Below are 24962 nucleotides of genomic sequence, written 5' to 3'. Positions count from 1 at the left end.
CACCGTTATTGAAGATTCAGAAACTTAAACTTTATTTTAATTATATGTATGCCTCTTCTGTTTTACAATATTTTCAGTTCTTATTTATTCCGTTTTATACAGCCTTCTCCCTCTTTCTATCCCAATAATTTGCCAACCAAATAAATGTATATCTGTATATTACGCAAAAATACTTCCATTTACCTTCCTGTTGATGTAAAATTATTCCTATGTTTTACTTTTTAATACAGAAAGGGATTACTATGAAATCATTAATCAAAACGACATGTACAGCATTATTATTTACTGGAATATTAACAGGATGTAATAGCAATACTACATCAAAACAAGAAAAGAGCGCTCTCGAAAAGAATGCAATGCACTATGGAGAAATAGTTAAAAACGAATACTATAGAGCAACAGTTGAAAATGCAAAGTTTGAAAAAATAGACAAAGAGCGGCGCCTTACTACTCGTGTTATGATTAATAATGTTCGGGACGATGGACAAACTATTGATCTTTCGGAAATAAAATATTTCATACAAGATGAAAAAACTGGTCAGAAATATGAAGGTGAAGCTCATCCGATAGATGACGAGCACTATAAAAATGTTCCACACGAATTCTCTTTAACTACTGACGTTGTGTTTGAACTGAAAACTTCACCAAAAGATTTAAATAATATGTATTTATACATAGATAGCAAAGCTGCGCCGTTAACAAATACATATTGGAAGCTTGATAATTTAGTATCTAAATAGAAAGACCAGTCTTACATGACTGGTCTTTTTACATTCATACATTTACCTTTCATTAACACTTATATTCATTTTCTAATAACAACTTGAATAACATCAGCTAAACCAGTGTGCCCTTTCCCTTCAACTCGCTCTTGTTCTCCATTAAAGAAATGAATTACCTTATGTTCTTCACACCAAGTAAGAATATCAATTGGATCATACAGCATATCAACATCTTTTGGTCCACCAGTACCATAGTTTATTTGTTTTTTTGAGTAAACTTCAAACATAATTAAACCACCAGGCTTTATCGTTTGTATCATTTTACCTAATATCATTTTTTTATAATCATCATGAAAATGTCCAAATACCATAATTGCTGCATCATATTCATTTTCTGGCAAACTATCAGCTAATAAATCTACTTTTTTTGTATGCACGTTTACATTATGCTTCTCTGCCAATTTTTTTGTCTTCTCTAATCCATCTTCCGAATAATCAATAGCTGTTACTTCGTTCCCTTGTCTTGCTAGAAATACAGCATTTCTACCTTCTCCCTCCGCAAATGCTATTACTTTATTGTGATTTGCTAAACGAAATGCTTGTTCTTTAATAAATGTATTAGGTTCTTCCCCGTAAAAATATTCATCTGATTTATATCGATCATTCCAAAATTTAGTCATCATCTTCTCTCCTTCTTCATATCATTTTCTAACTACAATTAAAGATATCAAAGAGTCTTTTTATCCTTAATTAATTTAAAAATAAAAGCAGATTAAAAATCCACTTTTATTTTTTTCGCAAGATCTACGATTTTTTGATTTCGTAACTCTTCTTCCATTTTCTCTTCTGCTGCGAGCATTACTTCATTAATTAAACATCCAGGTTTGTCATGTAAACAACATTCAAACAATGATGTTTTACCTTCAATTGCATGTATAATATCTAAAAATGAAATATCTTCCCAATTCTTACTAAGCGAGTAACCGCCCTTTGGACCAGATGATGAATGTATCATCCCTTCCTTCGTCAACTTAGTTAGTATTTTAGACAAGTACGTTGGTGAAACATTTTGCATTTCTGCTAATTGGTGAACACTAACTAACTTATTTGGTGTAGCCTTTGCCAGAAAAAGCATTGTATGAAGAGCATAATTTGTAGCTTTAGAATATTTCATAATACAGCTCCTATTGTAGACTTCATGTATCTACAATAACTTTATTTTTTTATTATGTCAAACGTTTGTAATACTCCATACAACATTATTTCTTCACAAGTAATACATCTGCCGCGAAAATCGTCACTTCTCTAAATGGAGAGTCAAATAAAACACCTAGTTCAAAACCATCTTCAGTAAGAGCTATTTCATGATATAACCATCAAGCATTTTCAAAGTTTTCCGGCATAGAACACTTTGTTACTCCTATAAAGGTTACTTCAAGTTTATCAAATTCACTAAAAGTACCACTGCAATCTAATACGATAGACAAAGTATCTTCTGATTCTCTCTTTACTACTTTAATTACACTATCGTGTAGTGATGTCTTGTGTAACTGAGCGACATTTGACGGAAGTTTTTTCTCAATGGAATTAAAATATTCTACGTATGATTGATCTAATTGTGCCACTCTTTTCTCATAATCTGTTGACCACTCTCGCATACGTTTTTTCAGTTCACCAGATGGGTATTTTGAATTAGTTGTGATGTTTTGTATAATTGAGTATATCGATTCAGGAAGGAATTTTAATAAATCTATTTTCCTTTCCTCTATTTCTTCCTTTAAACTTTGTATATCCATTTCTGACCATTCTTTTATAGACTCTATAAAACTTACAAATTCTAAAACTTGCATTTTTTTTATACCAATCTCTTGTAAAATATTTCAATGATACCTCTCCTAAAACATTTTTAAATCTGGTAAAAACAATATATCCACTTATTATATCATTCCAATAACTATTTTTTCTAAAGAAAAAATGTAAAACTGTAAATATTCCGCCTATTATTTCTAAAACTTCAGAATATTTACAAAAGTATAAAATTAGAATACATTTTAGCTGTACAAGATTCACCTGTACAAAAATTCAAACAAAAAGGGATGGTTATATGTTGAAGAAATTAGTAGCAGGAACATTAGTAGCGGGTTTTGCATTAACTGGAGGACTAGGTGCGGTAAGTGCTGAAGAAAAAAGCAACACAATTAAGTCATTTGATTATTTAAAAGTGGATGAACAAAATGTTAATTCATTTGCAAAATTAAATGATCAAGATAAGAAAAAAATCCAAATTACTATGGTATTACCAGAGCAAAATGAAAATGGGGATTGGCTAGCTTACGGTTTTACTAGTCGTGAAACATTAGATGCGTATATTGAAAAGGATAAAAAAGCAATTAAAAATAAAATTAATCCTTTAGGTAGCGGTGCTGGTAGTACTGATTTTTATGAACATAAAGATAAAGGTGGCCAATATATTTACTGGAGCAGCGGATTTAAAAACTTACCGTCTAGCTGGAATGACAGAATTTCTTCTGTAAGTACGGCGTCACCTTCTGCAAGTTATTCAACGACACTTTGGGAGCACACTTCAACACAAGGATATGGAAAAGGCGTTTTATTTAAACACGCTGATTGGTACGGTAAAACTGCTAATTTAGCTGCTGATTGGAACGATATTACTTCAGCGATTGAAATTAAATAGTAATAAGACATTTAATTTCTTCTATAAAAATTCAAACCACTATTCTCTCTTTCATTTAGAGAATAGTGGTTTATCATATTTCTATTTAAGCATGTACAGCATGTCCTACTGCTTGCATTAACGCTTCATGAATAGCCTCAGATAAAGTTGGATGTGCTGCAATATAATCTCTCATTATATCAGCGGTAACTTCTGTATGAATCATTACGGTTCCTTGACCAATAAGTTCAGTTGCATAAGGACCGATAATAGAAATCCCTACAATTTCTTGGTATTTAGGTTCCACAATGACTTTTACTTTCCCTACTTGTTCTCCTAAAATAAGAGCTTTTCCGTTCGCTGTAAAAGGAAATTCTCCGATGAGAATATCACCATATTGTTCTCTTGCACCTTTTTCACTTAACCCGACACTAGCTATTTCTGGAGCTGTGTATATACATCGAGGCACAGCGTGATAATTTAATTTCACGTCTTCTCCACTTGCGTGTAATGCTGCTGTCGTTCCTTCATGGAAGGCAACGTGAGCAAGCTGAATTCCACCGATCACATCACCAGCTGCGTAAATATGTGATACGTTCGTTTGCATATGTTCGTTCACAGCAATCCCTTTATTTGAAAACTGAACCCCTGCTTTTTCTAAATCTAATTGTTGTACACGTGGTTTTCGGCCGACAGAAATGAGAACATATTCCGGGTTAGCTTCTTGGATACTACCTTCATATTCAAATGAAGCTTGCTTCTTATAATTATTTAATCCTTTTAAAGCAGCTCCTGTAAATATTTCTACGCCATCACTTTCTAATTTCTCTCTTAAAATATGTGCGATATCTTCATCTTCACCTGGTAATAATTGCGGTGCCATTTCAACAATCGTAACTTTTGTCCCAAGGCGACTATAAATACTTGCAAACTCACATCCTATTACACCACCGCCAACGATTAACAATGAAGATGGTACACTCTCAAGAGACATCGCATGGCTACTATTTAAAATCCATTTTCCATCAAACGGAGCGAATGGTAATTCTGTAGGTTCGGAACCAGCTGCGATAATAAAGCTCTCTCCATCAACTACTTCTTCTTTATTTCCTTGTACAACTCGCACACGATGATCCGTTTCGAATTTCGCTTTTCCTTTTATAACTTTAATTTTATTTTTCTTCATTAAATATTGTATTCCTTGGACGAGTTGCATTACGATTTGTGATTTCCTCGCCTGTATTTGATCCCAATCAATTGATATACTTCCTGTATTAAGCGTAACCCCATAATCATTCGCTTTTCTCACAATGTCATGCACTTCTGCACTTTCTAACAATGATTTCGTCGGCATACACCCAACATTTAAACACGTTCCGCCAAGGTCAGCTTCATCAATAAGAGTGACCTCTTTTCCATTTTGAGCCGCGGTAATTGCCGCTACATATCCAGCTGGTCCGCCTCCAATTACAACTAATTTACTCATTCTCTCACCTTCTCTTTATAAAAGAATTGTTATAGGTTCTTCTAAATAATATTTAATTGTGCGTAAAAATGCAGCTGCTGGTGCACCGTCTAGTACACGATGATCGAATGTTAAACTTAAAGGTAACATACTACCTTTTTTTAATTTTTTCCCTTTATATACAGGAACATGTTCAATTGCGCCAATACCTAAAATACCAGTCTCAGGTGTATTTAATACAGGTGTGAAATATTCAATACCAAAGCTACCTAAATTACTAATTGTAAATGTCGTTCCGTGCATATCATCACTACTTAAGCTACCTGCTCGCGCCTTTTGTGCCATATCCTTAATCTCTTTAGACAACTCTACTAAAGATAAATTATTTACAAAGCGAATAGCTGGAACGACTAATCCTTTTTCTAATGCGACTGCTATGCCTAAATGCACATGTTCAAATTGATGAATTGCATCATCTATATAAGCGCTGTTCATTTCTTTATGCTCTCTAAGCGCTAATACAACAGCACGAGAAACGAAATCCGTAATGGTTAGTTTGTTTTCGTATCGTTTTTGTACAACTTCCGCTATGTCTTTATGTAATGCAACTAAATCTGTAACATCTACTTTCATCGTTAATGTTAATTGCGCACTATTTTGTAAGCTTGCATGCATACGACTCGCAATTGCTTTTCTCATACCAGTAACAGGAACGACTGTACTTTCTTCTTGTTCAGGTACTTCTGGATTTGCTACTCTTTCTTCTAGCGCCTTTAATACATCTGCCTTTGTAATCCTTCCGCCAGGACCTGTACCAACTAATGCCTTGATATCCAGATTTTCAGACTTTGCAATTTTCTTCGCTACAGGTGAAATTTTAATTCTTTGCTTCGATACTTCTTTCCCATTTGGTTCTTGATTTTGTATATTTTGTACTTCTATATTAGATGTTTTTTCTTCTATAACATGTGTGCTTTCCTGCATTTCTACTTTTTCATTCGGTTTACCGATGTAGCAAATTACAGTACCAGGCGGCACTCCTTCATCTTCACTTACAGCTATATCAAGTACCGTACCATCAGCTGGCGCTTCAATTTCCGTTTCAATTTTTTCTGAATTAATACTAGCAATCAGTTCTCCTTTTGCTACATTATCGCCTGCTTTAATATTCCAGCTCGTAATAATACCTTCTTTCATCGCCATACCTAACTTCGGCATTACAACTTCTACAGCCATGTGTCTCTCTCCCTTCTCATCGTTTTATTACACATGTAATAAAGATTGGTCTCCAATCATTTCTGATACAGTTTCAATTACTTTTTCTGGCGTTGGCAAATACAACTTTTCAAGTGGTGGTGAGAACGGAACAGGTGTATGTGGTGCTGTAATTCGTTTAATAGGTGCATCTAACAAATCAAAACCTTTATCCGCTACAATTGCCGCAATATCTGTTGCGATACTACATCTTGGATTCGCTTCGTCAATAACGATAAGACGATTTGTTTTTTCAACAGATGATAAAATAGTATCTTCATCAAGCGGTGATAAAGATCGTGGATCAATTACTTCTACTTCAAGCCCCTTTTTCGATAATTGCTTTGCAGCTGCAAGTGCTGTATGAACTTGTTTTCCGATTGCGACAATTGTTACATCAGAACCTTCTCGTTTAATATCTGCTTTTCCTAAAGGAATTGTATAATACCCTTCCGGCACTTCACCTTTCATATTGTAAAGTGTTTTATCTTCAAAGAAGATTACTGGATCATCATCTTCAATTGCTGCTAATAATAAGCCTTTTGCATCATACGGCGTGGAAGGAACAACAACTTTAATACCTGGTATGCTCGTAAATAATGCGTACAAACTTTGTGAATGCTGAGCTGCTGCACTAAAACCAGCACCATGCATCGTACGTACTGTAACGGGTACTTTTGCTTTACCTCCAAACATATAACGGAATTTCGCACCTTGGTTTAATACTTGGTCAAGACAACTACCGATAAAATCATTAAACATTAACTCAGCTATCGGACGTAACCCAGTTGCAGCAGCTGCCATCGCAGCTCCCATATAACCCGCTTCAGAAATTGGTGTATCCAATATACGATTTCGGCCAAACTCTTGTACAAGTCCTTTCGTAACACCAAGAACACCACCCCAAGCTTCATCATCTTGCAGATGATCAACTTGTGCACCGCCTGCAACATCTTCACCTATTAAAATTACATTTTCATCACGACGCATTGAGATTTTCATCGCTTCATTAATTGCAGTTGACATACTGACTGTTCTAGTCATAATTTTTCACCCTCCTCTTATTTGTAAGAAACGTATACATCTTTTAATAATTCTTCATCGTCTGGGTATGGACTATTTTCACTAAATTCAATGGATCTTTGTACTGCATCATCTACTGCTTTTTCCATATCAACAAGTTCAGATTCCGTTAATAAACCTTCATGAATTAAATGCTTACGGAAATTCACAATCGCATCTTTTTCATTTAAATGTTCTTCTTTTTCTTCTGATGTTTTATATGTTTGCGCTTCACCTTCAAAATGACCGTAATTACGATATGTCATACATTCAATAATTGTTGGACCATCACCATTACGCGCACGTTCCACTGCTTCTGCAGCAGCTTTATATACAGCTAGAAGATCTTTTCCATCTACTTGAACGCCTGGAATATTATAAGCTTTTGCACGATCCGCAATAGAATCACAACTTGAAGCATATTCAAAGGTAGTTGCTTCACCGTAACCGTTATTTTCTGCAATAAAAATAACTGGTAACTTCCAAATCGCCGCTAAATTAACCCCTTCATGGAATGTTCCTTCATTATTTGCTCCGTCACCGAAGAAACAAACACTTACATCTTTTGTTCCTTTATATTTAGCTGTCAATGCTGAACCGCAAGCAAGTGGGAAACCCCCGCCTACAATGCCATTAGCACCAAGCATTCCTTTATCTAAATCCGCAATATGCATGGAACCGCCTTTACCTTTACATAATCCTGTCGCTTTCCCGAAAAGTTCAGCCATCATACCATTTAAATCACAACCTTTTGCGATACAATGTCCATGACCTCTATGTGTACTTGTAATACTGTCACTATCCGTTAAGTGGGCACATACACCAACTGCTACCGCTTCTTCACCTGCGTATAAATGAACGAAACCTGGCAAAACGCCTTGTGCGAACAATTCATGCACCTTATCTTCAAACTTACGAATCTCTAACATTTTTTCGTACATCCAACGAGCTTGTTCTTTCGTAATTTCATTCCCTTTACTTTCAGTTGTTTTTAACATGTCCAGCCCTCCTATTTTCTTGTTCGTCTGTTATATTGCAAGTACCGTGCCAAATTCTAATCCTTGATTTAATAGGTTTTCTCTTTTCTTTCATAATAAAAAAGTGGACAAAATGAGACATCTGTCTCGTTTTGTCCACTTTTGTTCACCTAATTTGAGAACTATTATTTTATTCATTATCAAAGCTCCGCTGTAATTTTCGGATGTAAATAATTTGGCCAATATGATATGCATTATGAGTTGTTACATTCGCTAACACTTCCCACCACTTTGCAGAAACAGGAAATCCTACTACATCACTTTCAACCTTTTCTTCATTTATAAGATTTTTCCATTGTAACAGTTTTTTTAGTAGTTTTTCCCGTAATTCATCGAAAGTTTGATTATCTGAAAGCATAAAACTTTTGTTATTATCTCCAATAGCGGGTACTGCATTCACATTTGATTCTTTATACCTAGTTTGCCACGTAGAGTTCCAATACAGTAAATGTTGTACGATTTCGGCTATACTATTACTCTCTTCATTCGGTTTCCAGAAAGCTTCCCTCTCAGACAAACCCTTAACTGCATCTGAAAATGGAATATACCAACTGGGATCGTTTGCATTCGCCAACAATTGATCTGCTAATACATCCTTCACATGGACCATTTTTCTTCCCTCATTTCATTATCATATTAATATACACTACTCTATATACGCTCATTCCCTATAATCCCCTTTTTTACATACAAATTGATTTCATACTGAATGTAAGAATAATAGATTTTCTTATCATAACTCGTTATGATAAAAGAAAAAGAAAGCTGGCGGAAAATGAATAAAAAAATCGCAATAATTACAGGAGCCTCAAGTGGATTTGGACTATTAACTACACTCGAACTCGCAAAAAAAGATTATTTAGTTATTGCTACAATGCGGAACCTTGAAAAACAAGTAAACTTACTATCTCAAGCTACTCAACTCAACTTACAACAAAAAATAAAAATTCAACAATTAGATGTAACCGATCAAAACTCTATACATAACTTCCAATTATTTTTAAAAGAAATACAAAAAGTAGACCTACTTGTTAATAATGCAGGATATGCAAATGGCGGCTTTGTAGAAGAAATTCCAGTAGAGGAATACCGTAAACAATTTGAAACGAACCTATTTGGAGCTATATCAATTACCCGACTTGTCTTACCGTATATGAGAAAACAAAGAATTGGAAAAATCATCAATATAAGCAGCATTAGCGGCCAAGTTGGATTCCCTGGTTTATCTCCTTATGTATCTTCAAAATATGCATTAGAAGGCTGGAGTGAATCGCTTCGCTTAGAAGTAAAACCTTTCGGAATAGATGTTGCTTTAATTGAACCAGGTTCTTATAACACAAACATATGGGAGGTTGGGAAACAACTAGCTGAAAACCAATCTGATACAACATCTCCTTACAAAGAGTATATGGATAAAATACAAAAACATATTAATAGCGGTAGTGATACATTCGGTAATCCGATAGATGTTGCTAATAAAATTGTAGAAATTGCTGAATCTAAGCGTACAAATTTACGATATCCAATTGGTAAAGGTGTGAAATTTATGATCTTTGCGAAGAAGATTCTTCCTTGGAGATTGTGGGAATATCTTGTTTTGAGGAGCTTTAAGAAAATGTAATAAACTTTTTGAAAACCATTTTGAAAGAGGTGCAATTAAATGTTAGGTTTACCATATGGACAAGTATTTTTAGTTCCGTGGACTGAACAATGGCAAATTGAGTTTATGAAAGAAAAACAACTCATCGAGGAACAAATTGGCGAGCATATTTTAGCGATACACCATATAGGTAGTACTTCTATTCCACATTTAAGCGCAAAGCCAATTGTTGACATTGCAATTGAATTAGAAGATTATGAGGACGGCTTAAAATGCATTAAAAAGTTAGAACTACTTAACTATAAATATAGAAAAGATGTATTACCCGAAAGATACTATTTTAATAAAGGTGAACCAAGAACTCATCAAATTCATATGTATGAACAAGGGAATACATATTTAATAGAACAATTACAATTTCGTGATTACTTAATAGACAATAAAACTGCACGCATGCAGTATGAACAGTTAAAGATTCAACTTTCACAAGCTAATCCTACTGATAAACATAAGTATGCAGAGGATAAAACTAATTTCATTACATCTATATTAACTAAAATAAATGCTTAAATAAACAAGAAACCATTTAGTAGTAAATGGTTTCTTGTTTATTAGTTATTTCATTTAATTACTTGAAATAAATTGGACTATATTACGGTTATCCCCTTCTAAATAACTTATGATGCCTTCAGGATATGTCGGCTTCTCCTGTAATTCCTCTAGACTTTTCCAAATTAATATAATATCCTCATGCTCTTTATGCCTTATTTCATTTGTAATGATTTTTTCAACAGTCCCCCAATGTATCAATGTACAATGATGACCTTTTTCGTTGTCCCACTCAAAAATGTGTTCATTTACAATTGCTAACTCTTGAACATCAACTTTCAAATCGTATTCTTCTATTAACTCTCGAATTATTGCTTCTTTTGACGTTTCACCAAATTCAATAGAGCCACCTGGAAAACGATAAAATGATCCATTTTCATCGCATTGTACAAGTACTTTAGAATGATCTTCATTTAAAATCATTGCTTCAGCACGTAATTTAGGATTTTTCATTTTGTCTCCCCATTCATTCCACATATGATTAAATCCAATAGGTATAAAAGAAAAAATTAAGAATAATTCCTGTTATTACTAATAGCGGAACCGTTCCTAAAGAAATGACATATTCCCTCGATTCTTTATCAAATTTCCACTCCATAAATGATTGAAAGCAGTATAAAGTTATTAAAAATAAAATGGGTAAATTACTAATATAAACGGGATTTAAAGTAGCACATATCATCGTAAAAATTATATAAGAAATAATAAGAGCCCTAGTGCCCCATTTATGAAAGTTGTTTACATATTTACTATTCCAGTCTGTTTGTTTCGGTATATTTAGTTTTTTCCTCACTACTTTTTCAAAAACAACTAAGGATATAATCCATACTATTAATAAAATTCCTTTAAACCAAAACAGTGATGTTTCCTCCTTTACCTTTTCTCCGGCTGATCACTCGGATACGTAGCATTCCTTTTATTTTCTACGTCCCAACTAATAATTGTCGCACTATCACGTCCCAACTGATGATGCACGTGTTCTAAAACATTGTGAATATTTTCTTTAAGTGTTTTATCATTTCTATTCATAGCATTATACAAATTTACAGGTATTTCATATCGGCGTTCCCCGCATTCTAATACTCCATCTGTCACCATTACAATTCGGTTCTTTCCAGTACGTAATTCACGAATACCTGATGAATAGCAAGGAACAGGTAAATCAAATGTGTTTACATTTCCAATCCATTCGTAAAAATGACGTTGATTTAATGCATATTGTCCTAACTTATGTAACTCTTCATGAAATACATACACTAAACAATCACCGATAGAAAGCCACCATATATAATTTTCTTTCCTTACACATAGTAAGCAAGCTGTTTCACCTTTAATTTTTTTGCACTTTTCCTTAAATGAAGATGACTGAAAAATTGTAAGTATATGATTTTCAACAGACTGAAATACTGAATTAATTGGTTCATTCAAAATTACTTTTATATTTTCATATTCTTTTTCGATTGTATTTACTACTAAATCAACACTTTCTACACTATTATGTCCATCTAATATAGCTGCAAATTCCCATTCACCATTTGACCAAACTAATGCACCATCTTCATTCTTTTTCGCTCCAGCACTTTTATTCCCGCCATATTTACCAAGTACAATATCACCATATTGTTTAACTGAAATTTCTCCTAAACACATTTCTATATTTCCAACCCATGAATATTGTGTATTATTTGTTGTATGCATACTCATTTACCATATACTTTCGTATTCTTTCACATAGTTTTTTTATTTTCTCTTCGTCACCATATGGTGCGCCAGTCCATTTCGCTATCTCGGTTGGTGACCAAAACTCTTTTGGTGTATTCGGATAACGCGGAATAATGTGCATATGCATATGTGGTACACCATTTCCTGAAACAAAAGTGTAAATATGCTCTGCACCTTCGCTTTCTTTTAGCGCTTTACTTACTCTACTTGTTATAAGTCCGAACGCTTTCGCTTCTTCATCTGTTAGTTCAGCAAGGCCAGGTACATGTCTTTTTATATCTATCATTACATAACCCAGGTATGTTTCTTCACTATCCCAGTGGACATGTCCAACGTAAACGAGTTCATCTTCGAAAATAGCTCCACCTGGAACTATAATATTTCCTATATGTTTTTTGCAAATGAAACAGTTTTGTTCTATTTGATTGTTTGTTGACATATCCATCACCTTCCTTTTCATATATAATATCACAAAAAAAGGAAAAATAGGTTTCGTATTCCGAATTTTCATTCTTTTAATACAACAATTTTTGAAATGAATTTACATCTCATTATTTCTTCAAAAACGCAATCCCAATTATAATCCCAATCACAATTCCGATTACTAAATTATTTGTAAAGTGCCCTTGAAATACACCAATTACAACTCCTATACCGACACCTATTGCCAAAGCATCATTTCTTTTTTTATTTTTAGCCAAAATTACATCTCCTCCCATCATTTCTCCCTAAATAACATACATTTACTTGAATGTATTAATATACGGACTATCTCGCTTAAATATTTCCAAAAAATGTACTGTAACTTCACATATAATATTTTCCATTTTCTGTACATACTCCTTTTATATTGGAAAATTTTCAAGTAACTATTAATTATACATAGGCATTTACTATAAGAAAGCTTCGTAATTTATTGAAGGAGGAACGATTCAAATGTATCCTCATTGGAATCCAAATATAAATCAACAGTATGTTTATTCCCCTCATCCCGCAAGGAATACATTGCATCATGATTCACAATATATGATGCAGCGTATTGCAAGTCTTGAAAATCAATTAACTAAATTAATCTCATTAATCGAGGAAAATAATCAATTAATTAAATCAATGGAACAACAAAAAAACCAAGTTTGTGCACCAGCTGGAGGTTCTGTTATCGTTCGTATGTGATCTGGATGCAATAAAAAACACACTTTGTATTATAAAAGTGTGTTTTTTATTCATTATTTTCTTTTCGTATGGAACCCTTGTGTAATTCGATCTAATATAATTGCGATTACTACGATAGCTAATCCAGCTTCAAATCCCATTCCGATATTAACTTGTGTTACAGAGCGATATACATCAACTCCAAGTCCTGGAGCTCCTACAAGTGATGCTGTTACTACCATCGATAAAGAAAGCATAATGCTTTGATTCACACCAGCCATGATTGTGCCAGTTGCGAGTGGTAATTGTACTTTAAATAATTTTTGTGATGCGGTAGAGCCAAACGCATTTGCTGCTTCTATTAAATCTTCTGGAACTTGTCTAATTCCTAAGTCAGTAAAACGAATTGTCGGCGGCATTGCAAAGATTACTGATGCAATAATCCCAGGTACTACACCTACTCCGAAAAATGTAATCGCGGGGATAAGATATACGAACGCCGGCATTGTTTGCATAAAATCTAATGTCGGTTTTAAAAATTTTGAGAAACGTTCATTTTGAGATGCTAAAATACCAATTGGAATCCCTACAATAATTGAAATAATCACAGACGTAAGTACGAGTGCTAATGTTTGCATCGTTTGTGCCCAGTAGTTAATATTCAAAATAAATAATAATCCGATCAATGTAAAAATAACTAAAGATACTTTTCTCGTTGTGTACCAAATGAGGAAACAAAGAATAATAATCATCAATATGGCTGGTATTATTGTTAAAAAATTAGTGAGTAAATCAACGAACCCACCAATAATATAAGAGAATCCTCGGAATAAGCCTTCAAGGTGCTCATATAAACTTGCAACAAATGAGTCGACCCATTCCCCTAAAGGAATACGTGGTATATTATTCATCGTCTTTCACCTCTTCCTCAATATTACCTGCAAGAGCTTGAATGACACTTTCACGTTTAATAATTCCTCTTAGCCTTTTCTTCTCATCGATTACTGGTAACGGATATTTCATCTCTGCCATTTTTGCATATGTCTCTTCCAGTAAAGTATCCAAATACACATGCGGAATATCATTAAGTAATAAATCAGCAATCGGCCACTGTTTTTGTACTGCTTTACTCGCATCATCCGCAGTTAATATACCTAAAAACTCATACTTTTTGTTTACAACATATACAGTTGAAACACCTGCATTCCTCATAATTTGAAGGGCTACACGAGGTCCACGATCAATTAATAAAGTTTCTGGTCGTTTTAAAATAGACTCCGCCGTAATTACTTTTCCTAAATTCACATCCGCAACAAACTTTTCTACAAATTCATTAGCGGGGCTCATCATAATTTCTTCTGGTGTTCCAATTTGGACGATTTCTCCATCTTTCATTAATGCGATACGATCTCCAATTCGAAGCGCTTCATCTAAATCATGCGTAATAAATATAATCGTTTTTTCCATTTTATCTTGTAACTCTAACAATTCATCTTGCATTTCTTTTCGAATAAGTGGATCTAATGCACTGAATGACTCGTCCATTAGTAATACATCTGGATTATTCGTTAGTGCCCTTGCGATTCCAACGCGCTGTTGCATACCACCACTAAGTTGACTTGGGTAATTATCTTTATGATGATCGAGTCCTACTAACTGTAGCGATTCTAACGCTTTTTTCTCTCGCTCTTCAACCGGAACTCCTTGTATTTCTAAACCATATGCAACATTTTGTATAACTGTACGATGCGGAAATAGAGCGAATTTCTGAAATACCATACTCATTTTCGTTCTTCTTACTCTCCGTAACTCTTCTTTTCCCATCGTTGCGATGTCTTCACCATCTATGTATATATGACCTGCAGTTGGTTTAATCAATTGATTTAACATACGAACTAGCGTAGATTTCCCGCTACCAGACAAACCCATAATAACGAAAATCTCTCCAGAGTAAACTTCAAACGTTGCTTTTTTCACCCCAACGTTCATTCCTGTCTCTTTTAAAATTTCCGATTTACTTTTTCCTTCTTTTAATAAGGAAAGGGCCCTTTGCGGATGTTTCCCGAATACTTTTGTTACGTTTTCAACACGCACCTTTGTATTATCCATGTCACTACTCCTTTTCTACCCATCTATTCACATAGTGTTGCGATTTTACAAAGAAATATTACATAAAAATGACATTCATAAGATTTCTTTAAAATTCTCGTTTCCGTTCATAATAAGAATGCTTACTTATACATTTATTTTATAAGGCAAACGTTACTTAGGAGGTTTTCGATGCGAAAGAAAATTTGGTTTATATGCCTTGCATTATTTATTACTATGATTTTCACTTCATGTAATGCAACAAATGCAAATTCGAAAGGAAAAATTAAACTTGGTGTAACAAGTTGGAAAGAAAATATTGCAACCGCAAACATGTGGAAAGTTTTATTAGAAGAAAAAGGCTACAAAGTTGAACTTATGTATTTAGAAAAAGCCGCAATTTGGACTGGTGTCGCTCGTGGTGATGTTGATGCGAATTTAGAAGTATGGCTACCAGTTACAGATAAACCGCTAAACGATCGTTATAAAGATGATATTGTCTTAAAATCAAAATGGTACGAAGGTACTGGACTAGGTTTAGTCGTCCCTTCTTATATGAAAAACATAAACAGTATCGAAGATTTAAATGCTCATAAAGATGAACTAGAGAATAAAATTGTCGGTATCGAACCCGGTAGTAGTCTTATGAATTTAACGAATAAAGCAATGAAAGAATATGATATAAAACTAAAACTTGTCCAATCTTCTGAAGCTGCGATGATGAGTGAACTAAAGAAAGCATATACGAAAAAGAAACCAATCACTGTTACGCTTTGGAATCCGCATTGGGGCTTTTCAGAATTTGACTTAAAATATTTAAAAGACCCTAAGAAAGTATATGGTGAAAAAGATGACATTTATTACTCCGTTCGTAAAGGTTTCGAAAAAGACCATCCGGATATCATAAAATACTTTGACAAATGGAAGATGAACGATGAACAGCTTGGTACGTTAATGGTCGAGTTAAATAAAACGAAAGATCCCGAAGAAGCGGCGCGAAAATGGATTAAGAAGAATCAAGCGCTAGTTGATGAATGGGTAAAAGATTAATAAAAATAGGCTAGAGGGTTAGCATATCCTCTAGCCTGTTTTTAACTTATTTTTTCGTAACAACGTCATCTACAATCCCATATGCCTTCGCTTCTTCTGCAGTCATAAAATAATCTCTTTCTGTATCATGTGCTACTCTTTCAATCGGTTGGCCTGTTTTTTCTGCAATCATTTTATTAATATCATGCTTTAACTTTAATATTCTTTTCGCAGTTATTTCAATTTCTGTTGCTTGCCCTTGTGCACCACCAAGCGGCTGATGAATCATAATTTCACTGTTAGGGAGCGCAAACCGTTTTCCTTTTGCTCCTGATAATAATAACAATGCACCGAATGATGCCGCAAAGCCCATGCATAGCGTTTGCACATCTGGTTTAATTAAATTCATCGTATCTAATATTGCAAAACCTGCTGTCGTTGAACCGCCAGGGCTATTGATGTATAAGAATATATCTTTTTCTGCATCTTCTGCTTCTAAAAATAATAATTGCGCTACGACACTACTCGCTACTTGATCATTAATTTCTGAGCCGATAATAATAATGCGGTCTTTCAATAACCTTGAATATATATCATAGGAACGTTCTCCTAATTTTGTTTGTTCTACTACATATGGAATTGCATTCATTTTAAATCCCTCCAATACTTGTTATGCTGCGTAAAGCATATAACTGTAGGAAGAAGGGTTTTTTACATTAAATAATAAGACTGGCTGTTTAGATGGTAATTTAGTAAAATCTATTGTCGGAAGAAGCTTCGTTAATAATTCTGGTCTTTCCTCACGAATAGATGTTACAACAACTTCAATATCCTCTGTGAATTCGACTATCTCAATCCCTTCTTCACTTACAGTTTTCAGCCTATTTCTACTCCGAAATAAAGAAGCTTTCACTGCACCTTCTGATACAGAACACACTTTAGCAATATCAGCGATACTATATTGAAAAACATCTTTTAATAATAAAATTGCGGATTGCTGTACATTTAATGAAGACAATACTTTCCCTACCATTTCATGCAAATCTGCAATGTTCTCATGTGGTTCTTCAAAAGTGATTTGTCCTCTTATTTTTTCATGAACAGACTTATACTTCATCTGATCTAACCAACGATTTCTTGCTATTTTATAGACGAGTTTCATACAAATATCTTTATTTCTATATTTTTGAAGCACTTTACACACTGTTTCTTGGGCGAGATCTTCCCCATCCCATTTGTTTTTCGTTAAAAAAGTACAGTATCTTTTTAACTCTCCATATTGTTCAATTAAAAAGTTTATATTTGAATGATTCATATCGATATGGTTCTTTGAAACATGAGTTACTTTTGTGCACAAAATAACCACTCCTTTTCAGCGCTTACTTAATAAACGATTCAACATTAAAAAAAGTTACGGGGATATAAAAAAATAATGTTTATGTTCAATAATTCGCGGTCATAAATATGTTATGTACAATTTTACGTGAGGAGGAATAAATTTGCCAAAATTAACAATTGAAGGTGCGGGAACTTTTGATGTGAAAGAAGGAACAAAGTTAGTATTAGCAATTGAAGATAGCGGTGTCAACATTCTTCATCGTTGCGGCGGGAATGCACGTTGCACAACTTGTAGAGTAGAAATACTAGCAGGTGATTTCTGTGAAGCGAGTGCGAATGAGAAACATGCAATGACGGAAAAAGGAATTGAAGATCATTTACGATTATCTTGTCAAATGCGTGTACATAAAGATATAGTCGTTCGTCCGGTACTTACAGTTGAAAATTCAGGTCTTGATGCCGGGCCACGCCCGGCGGAGTAAAGTGATGAATTTAAAACAGCTCGCTGGCGAATATGCTGCTAACTTTGTAAATGATGGCATGAAAATTGGGCTTGGTACAGGTTCTACTGTATATTGGACAATACAAAAATTAGGTGAACGTGTAAAAGAAGGATTATCATTTCAAGCTGTACCGACATCAAAGGAAACTGAAGCATTAGCACAGCAACTAAATATCCCCCTAATTTCGTTAAACGACGTACAAAGCCTTGATCTTACAATTGATGGAGCGGATGAAATTGATTCAAATTTACAACTTATAAAAGGCGGTGGTGGTGCATTACTTCGTGAAAAAATCGTTGCCTCTTCCTCTAAAAAACTAATTATCATTGCTGATGAATCGAAATTTGTAACACATTTAGGTAATTTTCCATTACCTGTTGAAATCATCCCTTTTTCATGGAAACAAACCGAAAATAAAATTCAGTCTTTAGGGTGTCAAACCACATTACGTTTGAAAAATGATGAAACTTATATAACCGATAACAATAACATGATTATCGATTGTATATTCCCTAATCATATTTCTAATCCTGCCCATTTACACACCCAATTAAAAATGATTACTGGTGTAGTTGAAACAGGGTTGTTTATAAGTATGACGAGTACAGCAATTATTGGTACTAAAAATGGGATAAAGAAATTGTAATAAAAGCTAACTTTTTAAAGTTGGCTTTTTAGTATGTTCTTCTTCTCTTAATAGTGCTTTATTATGATATACTAGGAAAACGCAAACTGATTACACTAGAAAGGACTGAACATTTTGCAATCCAAACTTATAACAGAACTTGCTGATTTAGAAACTGCCTTTCATATTCGAAAAGAAGTATTTGTAAAAGAACAAGGTGTCCCTCTTGCAGATGAATTCGATACATTCGATGAAATCGGAGAGCAATGTAAACATATTTTAGTTTATTATCATGAACTTCCTGTAGGCACAGGTCGTATACGATTTGTTGATGGTGTCGGAAAATTAGAACGTATTTGTATTTTAAAAGATTATCGTACATACGGATTAGGTAAAGTCATCATTCAAACGTTAGAAGAAATTGCTCGTAACGAACAAGCTACAAAAGTGAAGCTACACGGTCAAACACAAGCTGAAGGATTTTATAAAAAATTAGACTATCAAACTTCTTCTGATATATTTATGGAAGATGGCATTCCGCACATACTTATGACGAAAGTGTTATCATAATAAAAAGGGTAGTATATGAATCTTATGTATTCATACACTACCCTGTTTTATTAATAGAAAAGTGAATTCTCAAAATTACCTTTTGCATCAAAGCCCATCATCTTTTAGTTCATACCTAGGTAAAACTTACACTGTTTTCCATAATGATAATGCATAAATCCAGTTTGGATCACCATTTCCTTGATAACTCTGGACTGCTTCATATACTTTTCCTTCGTGTAGAACTCTATCTCCCTTTTTATATGCTTTTTTTGCATCCCACGCTTCATGTGAAGCGCTTTCAGTTTTTGTAGTAATTGTGAATATATCACTCTGTACGGATTCATTTCCAGCTACATCAACAGCTTTCACTACATATTTATAAGTAGTATTAGCGAGCAGATTTTTATCCAAATAAGAAGTTGTATTGGATGTTGCAATCTTTTTCATTGACCCTTCTGTTTCTCTATAAATATCATAATGGTCTACACCAATATTATCGTCAGATGGACTCCACATTAAATCCACACTTGACGCTGTCGTTCCCATACTATGTAATCCTTTTGGTTGTGTTGGTGCTTCTGTATCAGGAGTCTCAGCTGTCGTTTTTACTGTAAGCGCTGTACTTTCTGTCGATACATTGCCAGCTGCGTCAATTGCTTTTACAGTATAAGAGTATTCTGTACTTGGTTGTAACTTCTTATCAATAAAATGAGTCCCTGGTACTGTATCAATCATCTCTCCGTTACGGAAGATTTGATATCCTTTTACCCCTACATTATCCGTAGAAGCGTTCCATGTTAGTTCTACACTATTCGCTGTTACTTTTTGCGTCTGAAGTCCATTTGGAATACTTGGTGCTTCTATGTCTGGTTTCACATCATTAATAAGATTAACATCAATTACATTATAGAATGCATTTGCTGTATCAGCTACATCCCATACTGCTAAAATCACATGATATCCACTACGATCAGTAGGTACATTGATTTTATGAGTTAAATTATTTGAAGCTGCAGAACCATCATGTTGTACAGTTCCAATTGGTTCGAAATCTGCTCTTGTTAGCGCTTTATTTGGATTCCATCCTTTTTTAGTAATATAGTAATGCCACTTACTCGTTAAGTGAGGCGCAGTATACTTCCAAGTAAATGTATTTTCCCCACCAGTGATTGTATTTTTAAACCAACGATTTGCTGTTTGTTGATCTAAAATACCACCAAATTTTCCGCCTGCTGAAGCAATTTGTCCATCTACTGGACCACCTTGTGGGAACCCTTTTGGAGCTTCTAAACTTTGTGGTTCATACATAACACTTCCACAGTTTACATTTAGCGCACCATAAGTTGGACTACATAAAGCGGATCGGCTACCGGGCTTTTCAACAAAACCGTGCGCATAAGCATTTTGAGGAATAAGTGTCGTACTAATAATTCCAGCTGTTAATGCTACAATTCCTAAACTTTTTTTGTTCATTTTCATATTTTGTAGTTGTTTTAAAAATCGATTATTCATGTTCATGTCCCCTTCTTGTTATACTTTGTAGTGGAATGTGGGCTTTGATGTAAAAGAATAACAAGAGACAAACTTGTACCGATGTATGTGTTAATTATGCATACACCGCAGTGAAAATATATTTTTTCCTTGTGAAATATTTCACTTTATGAATATATCATGACATAGAACTCGCCTAAGCATGTGCAGAAGTTGTGCAGAAACAGTGAAATTATTACTAACATATAAAACCACATCCTGAAATCATAAAGTAAAACTTTAATTAGTTGGGGTTTTACGGTCGGTTAATACGGGATAAAATAAAAGTGTGCAGCAGAAATTGTAGACTTAGTTCTCAAAATTCACATTTAGTATTTTCATTTTTTCCATTTAAACAATTCTTCTCTTCTTACAACAGAAAAGTGTCTATATCATTTAATATAGACACTTTTTTCATGTATAACTTTATATTTATTACTGACCTACAAATGTAAAGATTTCATCAACAGCTTCTTTATATCCACCCGATGTTCGGAATGATTCCTTCAAATTCAAAGCAGCCTCTTTATATGAAGGGTTATTTAAAACTAACTCCACACTTTCACGCAATTTCTCCACGGTTAATTCATTCATATGTAATTGAACTCCTGCTCCAAGACTCTCCACTTGCTTTGCGATTGCTGGCTGATCTGCACTTTGCGGTATTACAACGAGCGGAATCCCGTTATACAGTCCTTCATGCACACTGTTCATCCCGCCGTGTGTAATAAATAGTTTCGTATAAGTAAGCAGTTCGGTTTGAGGCACATAGTTTTTCACAATGAAGTTTTTAGGGATTTCGCCTAGATCACTTATTTTTGTTTTATTACCAATAGACATGACAATTGTATGCTCGCTATTCTCAAAGGCCTTCATACACAGTTTATAAAAATCAATCGCTTCATTAAAAACAGTACCTAATGAAATATAAATCGGACTTTTTTCTTCAATTGAAGTAAAATCAACGTCTCTGTTTTTTACTTGTGCAGAGATAGATGGTCCTACAAATTTATATGTTTCATCAAACGTATCACCAAAAGGCTGGAACTCCTTAATTGTATACACAATAGTAAGGGGTGCAGGATTACAGAAAACTTCATACGGTGATTTTATTTCAACACCATATTTTTCAGCAATTCCCTTCGTTAAGTTTTGAAAATCATTCTGTATTTTATCATGAATTTCTACTGGGATATTTTTTGACAGATGACCTAACATTTGCTCAAAAGATTTTTCATCCTGCGCAAAAGATGTACATGAATTTATAGATGGCAATTTAAGAATTTGAGCAATTAAGTGCCCACAGCCAAACATAGAATCATGAATTATGTAATCAAAATGTTCACCTTCAATTTGTTCTAGAACACTAGGTATAACAACATCTGCTGTATGTAGAAGACCGTTTATTCTTTCCTGCAAATAATTTCTGCCTCCAGATAGAAACGCTTTTATAAATTTTTGATCATCAATCGTTCGTACAGTAGCACCTGTCTTCTCAATCCGATCCCTGAAAGCTTCTATTGAAAAATAAACGACCTCTTCACCACGAGAAATCAATTCTTCCACAACTTGTAAAGTTGGATTTATATGTCCTTCTGATCCAGCGTTAATAAATAAAACACGCGCCATAATAAACACTCCTTACGTTAAATCGTTTCTATGTTGGAAAAGTACGGATTCTCTCCATACTCTTTTCTTAGTTGTTCGTATCATGTTCCTACTAAATTGATCTAGCAAGTCTAAAACCGAGATCATCTATATGAAATGTAGGATGGCTTCGACGACGACAAGTAGCGCCGCACCCTCTCGCTGTTTCAGCCCAACTACCACCACGAAAAATGCGGTATGATCCGTACACTGTTTCATCATACAAATCATAACACCATTCCCAAACGTTCCCTAGCATATCATAAAGTCCCCATGCATTCGGTTCTTTTTGGCCAACGTCATGAATCTCTCCATTTGAATTTTCATTATACCACGCTATATCATGAAGTTTCCCGTATGTATATCCGGTTGTACTTGCTTTACATGCATATTGCCACTCTGCCTCACATGGTAATCGGTAGCCATTCGAATCTAAATTACATTTCACAATTTGACCACCATCACTAATAGAATAATATTCTTTTAATCCCGCTATTTTTGAAAGTACATTACAAAACGCAATGGCATCGTTCCATGAAATATTTACAACTGGTTTATGATTTTTTTCAAAATTATTTAATGTACTATTTGTAATAGCATCATATAGTTCGATTGTTACAGCATACTTTGCAAGAAGAAATGGTTGAATTTGTACTAGCCATTCTTTTTTTATTCGATCATCTCTTAATACTACCTCTCCAGCTGGAATATTTACCATTAATGAATCGATTGTTTGAATTAAATCATTAGTCATTTTCTATTCCTCCAAACGTTCATTTTATATGAATTTATAGTCATATACTCATTACAAAATACAATTTTCAAAAAGCGTTAAATTTTTCATAATAAAAAACGATTAGTTTAATTAAACTAATCGGTAAGATCCAAAAAGAATTGTTGTGTCACATTGTATTATTATATGTGTTCTAAAAATTTCCGAACCTCATTTGGAGATTTTAAAACAATAACCTTTTTCTCTTCGGACAATTGCTCTAACCCTTTTAAAATTGTAGGTCGTTTAGCATTAGGATATTTCCATATCCATTTAAAAAATTGCAAATCAAATCTTTCTTCGCATCCCGCGCCCATATCTGGTCTTGTTTTATTCCGGTATTTTACAATTCTTTTAAACGCACGATAAATACAAATTGTTCTATGAATATCAAGGAAGATAATTGTATCAGCTGCATTCAGTCTGTTATCCATCGTCCCGCCATAATTCCCATCAATAATCCACTTCTCATCTTTAATTAAGTTATTTTGAACTGCTATTTGTTCTTCTCTCGGAACACCTTCCCAATTCGGTTTCCAAAATAATGCATCAAGATGATGCACCTTAATATTTAATTTATTTCCTAACTGCCTTGCTAATGTAGATTTTCCTGAACCACCAGAACCAATTAATATTATTTTTTTCATACCTTTACGATACCTTCTATAACTTCTTCAATAGCTTCCTTATTAGCAAAAATCCAGAAGAACATTTCTTCATTTAACTTTAATAAATCTGGTAACTGGACAAAATAAGCAATAAAGATAATTTGAATTGAAAGCATAACATACCAAATAGCTTTTAGTTCTTCTTTCGTTAAATCATTTTGTTTATAATAACCTTCAAAGACTTTGCTAACGATATGTAACCATTTCCCTCTTAATCTTTCATCACTAAATAGCTCGCTTAATACACTTGTACAGCAATAACATAAATCAAATATTTTTACATTATTTTCTAAAATCTCAAAATCTATAAACCCTTCCAGTTTATCATCTTTAAAGATTAAATTTGATAGATGCATATCACGATGAATAATTTGTCTCGGTAATGGATGGACCGTTTCCTTGAAAGCTGCGTGCATTCGCTCCATCTTTTGAATTACCTCTCGATGAACATGCTCATTCTTTTCTAAAATCGGTATAGCCCATTCAAATACCATCTTATATAAATCTCTTTTTATTAACTCATGGTCACTATTCACCGAATGTAATGCTTTGTGCAGATTAGCTATTTCTTCTCCAATTGTACTTGCTAGCCTTTCCAGCTTATCCGTATCTTTTATTTCTAAAACACTTCCGACAACATACTCATATAAGCAATAATATTTTTCTTTATATAATACATATTGTTCATCATTTTCTGTCTTTACTACTCTCTGTACTTTAATTCCCTTTTCATACAGTTGCTTCAAAACATCAAATTCTACTAGAAATTGCTTTATCGATCCCGTTCTCTTTAAAATATACTCTTTATTCTTGCATAAAACCTTCGCTACTTTTGGTTGCATTACAGTAGCTGTGACATGTTCATTTCGAAACCAAAGCTTTGCAATTTCCAGTGCTTGTTCCATTTACA

The 24962-nt window shown here is 34.0% G+C and carries 30 protein-coding genes and 1 pseudogene; 9 read left to right on the top strand and 22 right to left on the bottom strand.

Annotated elements, in window-relative coordinates:
• The first annotated feature begins 242 nt into the window (after positions 1–242).
• Entirely contained in the window at positions 243–740 is a 498-nt protein-coding gene (locus ACTFR8_RS00945) for a hypothetical protein (protein WP_000838470.1), read from the top strand.
• Between the two features lie 65 nt (positions 741–805).
• Here the strand turns inward: ACTFR8_RS00945 and ACTFR8_RS00940 are convergent, their stop codons facing one another.
• The 3 genes and pseudogenes from ACTFR8_RS00940 to ACTFR8_RS00930 form a co-directional block, all read right to left on the bottom strand.
• Complete coding sequence (locus ACTFR8_RS00940; protein ID WP_001987438.1) at positions 806–1405, bottom strand: class I SAM-dependent methyltransferase; 600 nt, start codon at positions 1403–1405, stop codon at positions 806–808.
• A gap of 89 nt (positions 1406–1494) precedes the next feature.
• Complete coding sequence (locus ACTFR8_RS00935) at positions 1495–1896, bottom strand: Rrf2 family transcriptional regulator (protein WP_000877650.1); 402 nt, start codon at positions 1894–1896, stop codon at positions 1495–1497.
• An 85-nt stretch (positions 1897–1981) separates the two neighbouring features.
• A pseudogene (locus ACTFR8_RS00930) lies at positions 1982–2606 on the bottom strand (DUF4085 domain-containing protein).
• A 220-nt stretch (positions 2607–2826) separates the two neighbouring features.
• Here ACTFR8_RS00930 and ACTFR8_RS00925 point away from each other — a divergent pair.
• Positions 2827–3420 carry a hypothetical protein gene (locus tag ACTFR8_RS00925; protein WP_252209578.1) on the top strand — a complete coding sequence of 198 codons (594 nt, stop codon included), beginning with the start codon at positions 2827–2829 and terminating at the stop codon, positions 3418–3420.
• An 85-nt stretch (positions 3421–3505) separates the two neighbouring features.
• Here ACTFR8_RS00925 and lpdA read toward each other — a convergent pair whose 3' ends face one another.
• The 5 genes from lpdA to ACTFR8_RS00900 all read right to left on the bottom strand — a co-directional run bounded on the left by lpdA (position 3506) and on the right by ACTFR8_RS00900 (position 8827).
• On the bottom strand, positions 3506–4885 hold the full coding sequence (gene lpdA / locus ACTFR8_RS00920) for a dihydrolipoyl dehydrogenase (protein ID WP_044584533.1): 1380 nt from the start codon (positions 4883–4885) through the stop codon (positions 3506–3508).
• Between the two features lie 15 nt (positions 4886–4900).
• Complete coding sequence (locus ACTFR8_RS00915; RefSeq protein WP_000257763.1) at positions 4901–6100, bottom strand: dihydrolipoamide acetyltransferase family protein; 1200 nt, start codon at positions 6098–6100, stop codon at positions 4901–4903.
• A 27-nt stretch (positions 6101–6127) separates the two neighbouring features.
• Entirely contained in the window at positions 6128–7162 is a 1035-nt protein-coding gene (acoB, locus tag ACTFR8_RS00910; RefSeq protein WP_000198898.1) for an acetoin:2,6-dichlorophenolindophenol oxidoreductase subunit beta, read from the bottom strand.
• Between the two features lie 17 nt (positions 7163–7179).
• A complete protein-coding gene (gene acoA / locus ACTFR8_RS00905) occupies positions 7180–8178 on the bottom strand; it encodes an acetoin:2,6-dichlorophenolindophenol oxidoreductase subunit alpha (protein ID WP_000921275.1) in 999 nt (332 codons plus the stop codon).
• 169 nt (positions 8179–8347) lie between these two features.
• Complete coding sequence (locus tag ACTFR8_RS00900; protein ID WP_000233786.1) at positions 8348–8827, bottom strand: DinB family protein; 480 nt, start codon at positions 8825–8827, stop codon at positions 8348–8350.
• 165 nt (positions 8828–8992) lie between these two features.
• Between ACTFR8_RS00900 and ACTFR8_RS00895 the strand changes: the two genes are divergently transcribed.
• Together ACTFR8_RS00895 and ACTFR8_RS00890 are read left to right on the top strand one after the other, a co-directional pair.
• The gene (locus ACTFR8_RS00895) at positions 8993–9838 is read left to right on the top strand and encodes an oxidoreductase (RefSeq protein ID WP_001034803.1); all 846 of its coding nucleotides are present in this window, start codon (positions 8993–8995) and stop codon (positions 9836–9838) included.
• Between the two features lie 39 nt (positions 9839–9877).
• Positions 9878–10387, top strand: a complete 510-nt coding sequence (locus ACTFR8_RS00890) for a GrpB family protein (RefSeq protein WP_000901216.1) — start codon at positions 9878–9880, stop codon at positions 10385–10387.
• 54 nt (positions 10388–10441) lie between these two features.
• On the opposite strand, the gene ACTFR8_RS00885 is transcribed toward ACTFR8_RS00890, so the two are convergent.
• The 5 genes from ACTFR8_RS00885 to ACTFR8_RS00865 all read right to left on the bottom strand — a co-directional run bounded on the left by ACTFR8_RS00885 (position 10442) and on the right by ACTFR8_RS00865 (position 12867).
• Complete coding sequence (locus ACTFR8_RS00885; RefSeq protein ID WP_000795352.1) at positions 10442–10879, bottom strand: NUDIX domain-containing protein; 438 nt, start codon at positions 10877–10879, stop codon at positions 10442–10444.
• Between the two features lie 28 nt (positions 10880–10907).
• Positions 10908–11246 carry a DUF4181 domain-containing protein gene (locus ACTFR8_RS00880; protein ID WP_074628857.1) on the bottom strand — a complete coding sequence of 113 codons (339 nt, stop codon included), beginning with the start codon at positions 11244–11246 and terminating at the stop codon, positions 10908–10910.
• Between the two features lie 53 nt (positions 11247–11299).
• Positions 11300–12124, bottom strand: coding sequence for a PP2C family serine/threonine-protein phosphatase (locus ACTFR8_RS00875; RefSeq protein WP_000557605.1), 825 nt, complete (start codon positions 12122–12124; stop codon positions 11300–11302).
• Positions 12108–12608, bottom strand: coding sequence for an HIT family protein (locus ACTFR8_RS00870; RefSeq protein ID WP_170317880.1), 501 nt, complete (start codon positions 12606–12608; stop codon positions 12108–12110). Before ACTFR8_RS00870 ends, ACTFR8_RS00875 begins: the two co-directional genes overlap by 17 nt.
• 91 nt (positions 12609–12699) lie before the next feature.
• Entirely contained in the window at positions 12700–12867 is a 168-nt protein-coding gene (locus tag ACTFR8_RS00865) for a hypothetical protein (protein ID WP_000508470.1), read from the bottom strand.
• A gap of 217 nt (positions 12868–13084) precedes the next feature.
• Here ACTFR8_RS00865 and ACTFR8_RS00860 point away from each other — a divergent pair, with 217 nt between their 5' ends.
• Positions 13085–13321 (top strand): hypothetical protein, encoded by a 237-nt coding sequence (locus tag ACTFR8_RS00860; protein ID WP_000283222.1) that lies wholly within the window; start codon positions 13085–13087, stop codon positions 13319–13321.
• Positions 13322–13374: 53 nt separating this feature from the next.
• Here ACTFR8_RS00860 and ACTFR8_RS00855 read toward each other — a convergent pair whose 3' ends face one another.
• Positions 13375–14211 carry an ABC transporter permease gene (locus ACTFR8_RS00855; RefSeq protein WP_098537216.1) on the bottom strand — a complete coding sequence of 279 codons (837 nt, stop codon included), beginning with the start codon at positions 14209–14211 and terminating at the stop codon, positions 13375–13377.
• Positions 14204–15409, bottom strand: a complete 1206-nt coding sequence (locus ACTFR8_RS00850; protein ID WP_000370606.1) for a quaternary amine ABC transporter ATP-binding protein — start codon at positions 15407–15409, stop codon at positions 14204–14206. The genes ACTFR8_RS00855 and ACTFR8_RS00850 overlap by 8 nt, the downstream gene beginning before the upstream one ends.
• Before the next feature lie 171 nt (positions 15410–15580).
• On the opposite strand from ACTFR8_RS00850, the gene ACTFR8_RS00845 reads away from it, so the two are divergent.
• Entirely contained in the window at positions 15581–16438 is an 858-nt protein-coding gene (locus tag ACTFR8_RS00845; protein WP_001227622.1) for a glycine betaine ABC transporter substrate-binding protein, read from the top strand.
• 46 nt (positions 16439–16484) lie between these two features.
• Here the strand turns inward: ACTFR8_RS00845 and clpP are convergent, their stop codons facing one another.
• Together clpP and ACTFR8_RS00835 are read right to left on the bottom strand one after the other, a co-directional pair.
• The gene (clpP, locus tag ACTFR8_RS00840) at positions 16485–17066 is read right to left on the bottom strand and encodes an ATP-dependent Clp endopeptidase proteolytic subunit ClpP (protein ID WP_000991610.1); all 582 of its coding nucleotides are present in this window, start codon (positions 17064–17066) and stop codon (positions 16485–16487) included.
• Positions 17067–17087: 21 nt separating this feature from the next.
• The gene (locus ACTFR8_RS00835; protein ID WP_100618873.1) at positions 17088–17774 is read right to left on the bottom strand and encodes an RNA polymerase subunit sigma-70; all 687 of its coding nucleotides are present in this window, start codon (positions 17772–17774) and stop codon (positions 17088–17090) included.
• Between the two features lie 142 nt (positions 17775–17916).
• Between ACTFR8_RS00835 and ACTFR8_RS00830 the strand changes: the two genes are divergently transcribed.
• The 3 genes from ACTFR8_RS00830 (at position 17917) to ACTFR8_RS00820 (ending at position 19453) form a co-directional block, all read left to right on the top strand.
• Positions 17917–18237, top strand: a complete 321-nt coding sequence (locus tag ACTFR8_RS00830; RefSeq protein WP_001125388.1) for a 2Fe-2S iron-sulfur cluster-binding protein — start codon at positions 17917–17919, stop codon at positions 18235–18237.
• 4 nt (positions 18238–18241) lie between these two features.
• Positions 18242–18904 carry a ribose 5-phosphate isomerase A gene (gene rpiA / locus ACTFR8_RS00825; protein ID WP_065845370.1) on the top strand — a complete coding sequence of 221 codons (663 nt, stop codon included), beginning with the start codon at positions 18242–18244 and terminating at the stop codon, positions 18902–18904.
• A gap of 114 nt (positions 18905–19018) precedes the next feature.
• The gene (locus tag ACTFR8_RS00820) at positions 19019–19453 is read left to right on the top strand and encodes a GNAT family N-acetyltransferase (protein ID WP_070184077.1); all 435 of its coding nucleotides are present in this window, start codon (positions 19019–19021) and stop codon (positions 19451–19453) included.
• 126 nt (positions 19454–19579) lie between these two features.
• Here ACTFR8_RS00820 and ACTFR8_RS00815 read toward each other — a convergent pair whose 3' ends face one another.
• From ACTFR8_RS00815 to ACTFR8_RS00795, 5 genes are all read right to left on the bottom strand, one after another.
• Positions 19580–20947 (bottom strand): lytic polysaccharide monooxygenase, encoded by a 1368-nt coding sequence (locus ACTFR8_RS00815; RefSeq protein ID WP_001065162.1) that lies wholly within the window; start codon positions 20945–20947, stop codon positions 19580–19582.
• A gap of 453 nt (positions 20948–21400) precedes the next feature.
• The gene (locus ACTFR8_RS00810) at positions 21401–22594 is read right to left on the bottom strand and encodes a macrolide family glycosyltransferase (protein WP_000124888.1); all 1194 of its coding nucleotides are present in this window, start codon (positions 22592–22594) and stop codon (positions 21401–21403) included.
• 91 nt (positions 22595–22685) lie between these two features.
• The gene (locus ACTFR8_RS00805) at positions 22686–23366 is read right to left on the bottom strand and encodes a formylglycine-generating enzyme family protein (RefSeq protein WP_044584535.1); all 681 of its coding nucleotides are present in this window, start codon (positions 23364–23366) and stop codon (positions 22686–22688) included.
• Between the two features lie 161 nt (positions 23367–23527).
• Positions 23528–24031, bottom strand: coding sequence for a DNA topology modulation protein (locus tag ACTFR8_RS00800; RefSeq protein ID WP_252209579.1), 504 nt, complete (start codon positions 24029–24031; stop codon positions 23528–23530).
• Entirely contained in the window at positions 24028–24957 is a 930-nt protein-coding gene (locus tag ACTFR8_RS00795; RefSeq protein ID WP_000434094.1) for a phosphotransferase enzyme family protein, read from the bottom strand. The genes ACTFR8_RS00800 and ACTFR8_RS00795 overlap by 4 nt, the downstream gene beginning before the upstream one ends.
• Between the last annotated feature and the right edge of the window lie 5 nt (positions 24958–24962).

It is taken from the genome of Bacillus cereus group sp. MYBK15-3 (genome assembly GCF_051916765.1).
Lineage (GTDB): Bacteria > Bacillota > Bacilli > Bacillales > Bacillaceae_G > Bacillus_A > Bacillus_A cereus.
Note: the sequence above shows the minus strand (reverse complement) of the source record. Positions and strands in the feature narration are given on the sequence as shown.

What these genes read in the sequence shown, in the direction of transcription:
- clpP (WP_000991610.1), bottom strand. Translation starts at nt 17,066, where the DNA reads ATGAATGCAATTCCATATGTAGTAGAACAAACAAAATTAGGAGAACGT.
- ACTFR8_RS00890 (WP_000901216.1), top strand. Translation starts at nt 9,878, where the DNA reads ATGTTAGGTTTACCATATGGACAAGTATTTTTAGTTCCGTGGACTGAA.
- ACTFR8_RS00925 (WP_252209578.1), top strand. Translation starts at nt 2,827, where the DNA reads ATGTTGAAGAAATTAGTAGCAGGAACATTAGTAGCGGGTTTTGCATTA.
- ACTFR8_RS00935 (WP_000877650.1), bottom strand. Translation starts at nt 1,896, where the DNA reads ATGAAATATTCTAAAGCTACAAATTATGCTCTTCATACAATGCTTTTT.
- ACTFR8_RS00875 (WP_000557605.1), bottom strand. Translation starts at nt 12,124, where the DNA reads ATGCATACAACAAATAATACACAATATTCATGGGTTGGAAATATAGAA.
- ACTFR8_RS00860 (WP_000283222.1), top strand. Translation starts at nt 13,085, where the DNA reads ATGTATCCTCATTGGAATCCAAATATAAATCAACAGTATGTTTATTCC.
- ACTFR8_RS00800 (WP_252209579.1), bottom strand. Translation starts at nt 24,031, where the DNA reads ATGAAAAAAATAATATTAATTGGTTCTGGTGGTTCAGGAAAATCTACA.
- ACTFR8_RS00850 (WP_000370606.1), bottom strand. Translation starts at nt 15,409, where the DNA reads ATGGATAATACAAAGGTGCGTGTTGAAAACGTAACAAAAGTATTCGGG.
- ACTFR8_RS00900 (WP_000233786.1), bottom strand. Translation starts at nt 8,827, where the DNA reads ATGGTCCATGTGAAGGATGTATTAGCAGATCAATTGTTGGCGAATGCA.
- ACTFR8_RS00945 (WP_000838470.1), top strand. Translation starts at nt 243, where the DNA reads ATGAAATCATTAATCAAAACGACATGTACAGCATTATTATTTACTGGA.
- lpdA (WP_044584533.1), bottom strand. Translation starts at nt 4,885, where the DNA reads ATGAGTAAATTAGTTGTAATTGGAGGCGGACCAGCTGGATATGTAGCG.
- ACTFR8_RS00795 (WP_000434094.1), bottom strand. Translation starts at nt 24,957, where the DNA reads ATGGAACAAGCACTGGAAATTGCAAAGCTTTGGTTTCGAAATGAACAT.
- ACTFR8_RS00885 (WP_000795352.1), bottom strand. Translation starts at nt 10,879, where the DNA reads ATGAAAAATCCTAAATTACGTGCTGAAGCAATGATTTTAAATGAAGAT.
- ACTFR8_RS00805 (WP_044584535.1), bottom strand. Translation starts at nt 23,366, where the DNA reads ATGACTAATGATTTAATTCAAACAATCGATTCATTAATGGTAAATATT.
- ACTFR8_RS00810 (WP_000124888.1), bottom strand. Translation starts at nt 22,594, where the DNA reads ATGGCGCGTGTTTTATTTATTAACGCTGGATCAGAAGGACATATAAAT.
- acoA (WP_000921275.1), bottom strand. Translation starts at nt 8,178, where the DNA reads ATGTTAAAAACAACTGAAAGTAAAGGGAATGAAATTACGAAAGAACAA.
- ACTFR8_RS00940 (WP_001987438.1), bottom strand. Translation starts at nt 1,405, where the DNA reads ATGATGACTAAATTTTGGAATGATCGATATAAATCAGATGAATATTTT.
- ACTFR8_RS00855 (WP_098537216.1), bottom strand. Translation starts at nt 14,211, where the DNA reads ATGAATAATATACCACGTATTCCTTTAGGGGAATGGGTCGACTCATTT.
- ACTFR8_RS00895 (WP_001034803.1), top strand. Translation starts at nt 8,993, where the DNA reads ATGAATAAAAAAATCGCAATAATTACAGGAGCCTCAAGTGGATTTGGA.
- ACTFR8_RS00845 (WP_001227622.1), top strand. Translation starts at nt 15,581, where the DNA reads ATGCGAAAGAAAATTTGGTTTATATGCCTTGCATTATTTATTACTATG.
- ACTFR8_RS00915 (WP_000257763.1), bottom strand. Translation starts at nt 6,100, where the DNA reads ATGGCTGTAGAAGTTGTAATGCCGAAGTTAGGTATGGCGATGAAAGAA.
- ACTFR8_RS00870 (WP_170317880.1), bottom strand. Translation starts at nt 12,608, where the DNA reads ATGAAAAGGAAGGTGATGGATATGTCAACAAACAATCAAATAGAACAA.
- ACTFR8_RS00815 (WP_001065162.1), bottom strand. Translation starts at nt 20,947, where the DNA reads ATGAATAATCGATTTTTAAAACAACTACAAAATATGAAAATGAACAAA.
- ACTFR8_RS00865 (WP_000508470.1), bottom strand. Translation starts at nt 12,867, where the DNA reads ATGGGAGGAGATGTAATTTTGGCTAAAAATAAAAAAAGAAATGATGCT.
- rpiA (WP_065845370.1), top strand. Translation starts at nt 18,242, where the DNA reads ATGAATTTAAAACAGCTCGCTGGCGAATATGCTGCTAACTTTGTAAAT.
- acoB (WP_000198898.1), bottom strand. Translation starts at nt 7,162, where the DNA reads ATGACTAGAACAGTCAGTATGTCAACTGCAATTAATGAAGCGATGAAA.